This is a genomic window from Streptomyces sp. NPDC056527 (genome assembly GCF_042794475.1).
Classification (GTDB): domain Bacteria; phylum Actinomycetota; class Actinomycetes; order Streptomycetales; family Streptomycetaceae; genus Streptomyces.
The window spans coordinates 4,780-11,231 of sequence record NZ_JBHTTQ010000161.1; the positions used below are offsets into that span (position 1 = coordinate 4,780).

At 65.9% G+C, this 6,452-nt stretch carries 3 protein-coding genes; 1 reads left to right on the plus strand and 2 read right to left on the minus strand.

Translation table 11 applies throughout. The annotated features are described in order from the left end of the window. Positions 1-1,020 (minus strand): trypsin-like serine protease (locus ACFQ7Q_RS36150; RefSeq protein ID WP_383562880.1); only part of this gene is annotated, 1,020 nt, incomplete at its 3' end. Between the two features lie 322 nt (positions 1,021-1,342). Beyond that, positions 1,343-1,852 carry a hypothetical protein gene (locus ACFQ7Q_RS36155; protein ID WP_383562883.1) on the minus strand — a complete coding sequence of 170 codons (510 nt, stop codon included), beginning with the start codon at positions 1,850-1,852 and terminating at the stop codon, positions 1,343-1,345. 386 nt (positions 1,853-2,238) lie between these two features. Here ACFQ7Q_RS36155 and ACFQ7Q_RS36160 point away from each other — a divergent pair, with 386 nt between their 5' ends. Next, positions 2,239-6,141: a polymorphic toxin-type HINT domain-containing protein gene (locus ACFQ7Q_RS36160; RefSeq protein ID WP_383562885.1), complete on the plus strand. Its 3,903-nt coding sequence runs from the start codon at positions 2,239-2,241 to the stop codon at positions 6,139-6,141. The last annotated feature ends 311 nt before the right edge of the window (positions 6,142-6,452 follow it).

Genomic DNA, 6,452 nt, shown 5'->3' on the forward strand with positions numbered 1-6,452 from the left:
CACGCCGTGGACGATCATGTCGGCCTTGTTGTCACCGGTCATGTCCGCGAAGTACAGACGACCCAGGTCGCTGCCGTCGACCCAGCGGCTCCAGCCGGTGCTCCACTGGGTGCCGCCGTCGAAGGAGGCGCCCAGGTTCTTGCGGACGTGGATGTTGCCGTCCACGCCGTGGACGATCATGTCGGCCTTGTTGTCACCGGTCATGTCCGCGAAGTACAGACGACCCAGGTCGCTGCCGTCGACCCAGCGGCTCCAGCCGCTTGACATGACGGTGCCGGCGCCGAGGCTGCTGCCGAGGTTGCGGTGGACGATCACGGCGCCGTCGGTGCGCTGGACGACGAGGTCATCCTTGCCGTCGCCGTCGATGTCGGCAGGCGTGGTCCGGTCACGGTTGGCGACTTCCTTCACCCAGCCGGCCAGGCCGTCCACGCGGGTGTCGATCGCGTTGGTACGGGTCTCAGCAGGGTCGGTACCCAGGCAGCCGCCCTGCCAGGACCGCGAATTGACGGCCACGAGTTCGGGCGTCCCGTCGACGGTGCGCAGCGCCGGTCCGCCGGCGTCGCCCTGGCAGACGGTCGCGGTCTCGGAGCCGTTGAGGTTCAGCGTCGTGTCCGTGGTCGAAGCCACGGTGAAGGTGCCCGTGTGGAGCTTGTTGGGCACCCACTCGGTCTTGGTTCGCCCGAACCCGGCCTTCGTCAGCTGTTCACCTTCACCGGCGGGGGTGGCGGCGAGTCGCACCGGCGTGATGGCCGGATCAGTGATCCTCGCGCTGAGCCGGACCAGGACCAGGTCACGGTCGGCGTGGGGCACAAGTTCAATGGCCTGCTGGACGCTGCCGCCGGTCTGGGTCAGGTCGTTGCGGCCGACGGTGACGGTGGTGGTGACCGCGGGCTTGCCTGCGGCGGGCTTGCCGTCCGGGGAGAAGCAGGTGGCGGCGGTCAGGACCCAGTGAGGGTCGACGAGGGCTCCGGTGCAGGCGGCCTGCTCGCCGACGTTGATCTTCGCCGTGAAGTTCAGCATGGCAGGGGCGTCACTGCCATTGAGGGCAATGGCAGGAGCGGTGGTCACTACCGTGGCGAGCGCGGCGACTGCGCTGGTAGCCCACACGAGGCGTGAACGCCTTGAGGTCATCGATGTTCCTTGAAGGTGAAGAGCCCGTCGCGACGTCCGCGACATCGCCTGGGTGATGCAAGTGGACAGCTTCGGATACGCGATCCAGATCACGAGGTGTGACGAATCGTGAGTGGCGAGCGGTGGTGTGTCGCTCGGCCGGATCTGCGGAGCTCCATCAGGGTGTGGCCTTGCCGACCACACTTCCTCACACCGTTGGTTCCCCTGGGGGTCAGCTCGTGATACGCATTTCGACCAGGACGGAGCGCAAGCCGCTGTCCCCTGTCTCACCGACTGCCTGGTACTTGTTGGCAGGAAGGTCGAGAACGGTCTCTTCGCCTTCGGCGGTCAGGGTTGCTTCGATGGGGTTGCTCTTCGTCCACACGCCCCAGACGTCGGGCAGTTCCAGCGTCAGAAAGCCGGTGTCCGAGGTCACCTTGAAGCAGTAGCCATTGATGTCGAAGCGGGACTCGACCTTGATGTCCCACGTCTGCGAGCACGGGACCAAGGTGATGTGCCCGTCACCACGCTTCAGGGTGATGCGCCGCTCCTGAAGGATCTTCTCGGCATCCGGGTAGCTGAAGTTCTCGACCGCTACCGGCATCTCAGTGGCGACCTCCGCGGTGGCCGCGGTCTGCGGAGCCGCCTGGGCACCTGTAGTCAGCGCCACCGCTCCGAACCACGCCACAACGACGCCCGAAGTTCCGAGCATGAGCGCCTTGCGGACACGCGATATCGCCATGTGTTTCCTCCCCAATGAAGACAAGACAGCGGACTACACCCCTCCGCTTGGCGGAAGTAAAGCACATGTAAGGTTCCCGTGAACATGCGGCACAACTCCCCCTCACCTGTGGAGATAACGGGCTGTGTTCGCGAGTGCGGGGGTTCCCGCGCGGCCGGCCTTGGCGATCGCACTGACCTCATCGCAGATCCCTGCGATCGAGTATGTCCGTCTTGCGCGGATGGCGGGGCGATGTGCAGGGGTGCACTCTTTTGGCTTGGAGGAATCGTCAGGTGAAGCAACTGTCTCGCCCAAGATGGATGGGGCGTAAGACAACAGGCAGACGTCGAGAGCGGATACCGGGCAGAGCGGCCCGCCGCGTATGCGCCGGTCTGCTGTCCACGGCGATGGTGACGGGGCTGCTGGGAACGGCACCGACCGCTTCTGCTCTCGATGCCGGCGAGACCGGTCTCACGGGTCGAGCACTTGCACTGGACTACTGGGCGGCCGGTGGCCCGGGGGTGAAGGAAGCTGCAGAGCGGGCGCTTCTTGGCACGGACGGGGACATTGAGCAGTTCCTTGCCGACAAGGGGCTGATCCAGCAGATCGATGACCGTGTGGATGTCAGCCGGATCATCAATGCGGGTGGTCCGTCGGTACGTGAGGCGGCCATGGCCGCGTTGCAGGGAACCCCGGCCGACGTGCAAGCCTTCTTGGCGGGCGGCTGGAAGGCGCCGCATCAAATGGATCAGCGGGTCGAGACCTCCAAGGCCATCAACTTCGGCGGCGTAGGAGTCAAGGAAGCCGGCGAGGCGGCCCTGCGAGGCACGCCCGAAGACGTCGAGCATTTCCTGGAGGACGGGCAGTACGCCGCCCGTCACATGGACGACCGGGTTCAGGTATCGAAGATCCACAACTCGGGTGGGCCGAACATCAAGGCCGCCGCCGAGCTCGCACTCCAGGGCACCTACGACGACCTCATCGAATTCCTGGAAGTGGGCCAGTTCGTGGCCCGCAACCGCGACCAGGAACACGCCACCATCGCCCAGCTGACCGAGCAGGCCAAACAGGCGGGTAAGCAGGCTGAGGACGCGACCAAGTCCGCAGAGGAAGCCTCCGCCCGGGCAGTTGCCGCTTCTGAGCTGGCCAAGCAGGCAGCACAGAAGGCGGCGCAGGAGACTGAAGCGGCCAAGAACGACGCCACGCGCGCCGCCATCAAGTCCAAGCAGGCCGCTGACGCCGCGCGTGCTGCCGCCGAGGCCGCACAGACCGCCATCGGCGCCGCCAATGCCGCGAACCGCTCAGCGAAGATCGCGGCATTGGCCGCCGCGCAGACCGCGAACGCGGCTGCGGCCGCGGCTGACGCCGCAAACCGTGCCTACACCGCGGCAATCGCCGCAGGCACGGACAAGAATCAGGCCGCCAACGCGAACACGCAGGCCAAGGCGGCACGCGCAGCGGCAAACCTGGCCACCGAGTCCGCCAAGGCGGCCGAACAGGCTGGCAAGGCCTCGCTCGCCGCCGCCACCGCAGCCGCCGCGTCCAAGAACGCGAGCGGTAACGCCGACCTCGCAGCCGACGCCGCAGACGAGGCCGCCGGCTACGCGGACGCCGCCGGCGCCTCCTCCGCCGAGGCAAGGGCCGCCGCAGCGGAGACCCGCCGCCACGCCAACGAAGCCAACCGCGCCGCCACCGCCGCAGAGACCCTGGCCCGCAAGTCCGCCACCGCCGCCAATGAGGCACGCGATGCGGCGAACTCAGCCGCCACACACGCCAACAACGCAGCCACTGCGGCCGAATACGCCGCCGCACACGCGGGCGAGGCAGCGAACCACGCAGCGGAGGCCACCAAGCAGGCCAACGCCGCCAAGGTCGCCTCAGACGCCGCAACCGCGGCCGTCGCGACCGCGAAGAAGACCTTCGACATCGCCCGGGAGGTCGAGGCCGAAGAGCTGACAACTCGCACCGCTGCCGCTATCGAGCGCGCCAAGACCCACAAGACCACCGGGGACACGTTCGTCAAGGACGTCGCCGCCACGGTGGTCGAGGGCAAGGCCATCGAGGACGACACCAAGGCCTTGGCCGGCCAGCTCGATCAGCCCGGCGCCGACACCACAGCAATCGCCGCATCGGGTCGCAAGGTAGCCCTGCGGGCTATGAAGCACTTCGGCTCATGGCGTCAGGAAGCGGCTGCCCAGGCCCTCTCTGGCACCAATGAGGATGTGCTGGAGTACCTGCGCAGCGGCTGGAAGACGGCCCAGCAGAGCGAGATCCGCCAACAGGTCGCCGACCTGGCCTCCAACAGCCCCTACGAAGCGGTGCGCACCGCCGCCACCGAGGCTCTGACTGGCACGGACGCGCAAATCGCCGACTTCTACACCACCGGCCAGCACGAAGTCGCAGGGATGGAGTACCGCGTTCTCGTCTCGAAGATCCACAACGAGGGCGGGGTAGGAGTCAAGGAAGCCGCGGAGGCCGCACTCGCCGACGGCAGCACCCAGGCACTGCTCAAGTTCATCAACAACGGTCAGCACGCTGCCCGCCACTCCGACGAGCGAGTAGCGGCCAGCAAGCTGTTCAACGACGGCGGTCCCGAGGTGAAGGCCGCAGCCATGGTCGCCCTGTCCGGGCCGGCTGACGAGCTGCACTACTTCATCCAGGCCGGCCAGTACGTGGCCGACCGCAAGGACGAACTTGCCAGCAACCACGTCGCCCAGGTCCAGCGCCTGATCGCCGAGGGCGGCGTTATCGCTGCCAAGGCCCTGCAGAACCGCTGGCTCGCCGCCAAGGCCGCGGCCGAGGCCAACCAAGCCGCCGCCGAAGCCGCAGCCGCAGCCACCGAAGCGCAGAAAAGCGCCACACAGGCAGCCCAGTACGCCACCCAGGCCGACGCAGCAGCCGACGACGCCGCAACCAGCGCCACCCAGGCCGCCGCCTCCGCCACGACCGCCCGTAACGCCGCCAAGCGTGCCGAGCAAGACGCGATCGCCGCCGAAGAATCCGCAGCACAAGCCGAATTCTCCGCCAGCTACGCGCGCTCCTCAGCTCTCAGGGCCCAGGACGCGAAAGTCGAAGCCCGCACCGCCGCCCTCGATGCCGGAAAAAGCGCTGAGGAGGCTGAAGCCTCCGCCTCCCAGGCATGGGACCAGGTAGTCCAACTGCGCGAAACGGAAGAAGCAGCGGCACGCCGCCAGGCCGAAGAGCAGCGCGCCTTTGTGCGAGATGAGGAGAGCAAGCCGAGCTGCATCATCAACATCTACCGGGACCACCTCCCACCATGCGCGATGGCTCCCGACAATTACGACATCGTCGTGCCGCGAGCCGATCCTGCCAGCGCGCAACTGGCTATGGACCTGTTTGGCATCACCGATGCCATCGCCTGCGTTGAGGACCCCACCCTCGCCGGGTGCCTCATGGCAGGCATGTCGCTCCTACCCATCGGCAAGATCAAGGTCCTCGACAAGGCACTTGATGGTGTCGAGGGGATCGCCAGTGGGACGCGAACCGCCCAGCAAGCCTTGAAGTGCTTCCAGTGCTTCCTCGCCGGCACCAAGGTCCTCATGGCGGACAACTCGGTGAGGAACATCGAATCCGTCACGCCCGGCGATCAAGTAGTTGCCACTGACCCCCACAGCGGCGAGACGGGACCAGGCCGAGTATCGAATGCCATTTTCACCGAGCACGATAAGAACTTCAACGAACTCACCATAAGAACGGGACGCGGTGAGGAACGGCTTATCGCGACGCATGAGCACCCCTTCTGGTCACCGTCAGAGAATGCGTGGATCGATGCTGGCGACCTTCGCCTTGGGATGACGCTTCGAACCATCGATGGAAGCACTGCTGCCGTTCAGTGGAATCGCTCGTTTGACCAACGTGCGCGCACCTACACCCTCACGGTCGAAGCCGTGCACACCTTCTATGTGTTTGCAGGCACTACGCCGGTTCTGGTTCACAACGCGAGCTGCCCTGTGGGGTTCCGGAACCTCGGCGGGGATCGATTCGAGTCCCCTGGCGGCCTCATATACGGGCCCGGTTCCACGGAGGGGCACCGTATCGCGCACGTGATGGAGCACACGAGGCCGAACCCATCGAAGCCCACACACAGTGTTTTCAAGGACCCCGATCAGGCAAAGGTCCTCGGGTTGCTCGATGAAGGATGGGCAAAACGGGGTGCACCCGATCCCAGCGACCCTGCAAGGTACGTTGTACCCATGGGCAGAGAGATCGGAACTGCCGGAGAGAGGAACCTCCGAATAGTGGTTGTGCCAGGAACTAATAGGGTGATCACTGCATTCCCGCAGATGTGATCACTGCCGTCCCTACATTCCTTTTGGAGTACGCATGATCTGGTGTCCGAGATGTGAACAAGGCTGGGTAGTGGCATGCCGCATCCGAGGACGGGAGGAACCTTTCCTGGTTTGCGAAGAGTGCGACACGGTCTGGGAGGACGGAGCGCCGCATAGTGGCCCTCCGTTCCTGATTCTTGAGGAGTACATGGCCAGGTTCGGGGTAAGCCCCCTCTGGTCAAACCTCGAGCGACTCGAGGGCGATTCGCAAGAGGGATGAGACGACTCCCCTAGAGGGTGGGGACGGCAGCGGCAGGGCCGGCGGATACCGC

Bases quoted from the DNA above. Each gene is read 5' to 3' on its own strand.
- ACFQ7Q_RS36155 (WP_383562883.1), bottom strand. From the start codon at position 1,852: ATGGCGATATCGCGTGTCCGCAAGGCGCTCATGCTCGGAACTTCGGGC.
- ACFQ7Q_RS36160 (WP_383562885.1), top strand. From the start codon at position 2,239: ATGGTGACGGGGCTGCTGGGAACGGCACCGACCGCTTCTGCTCTCGAT.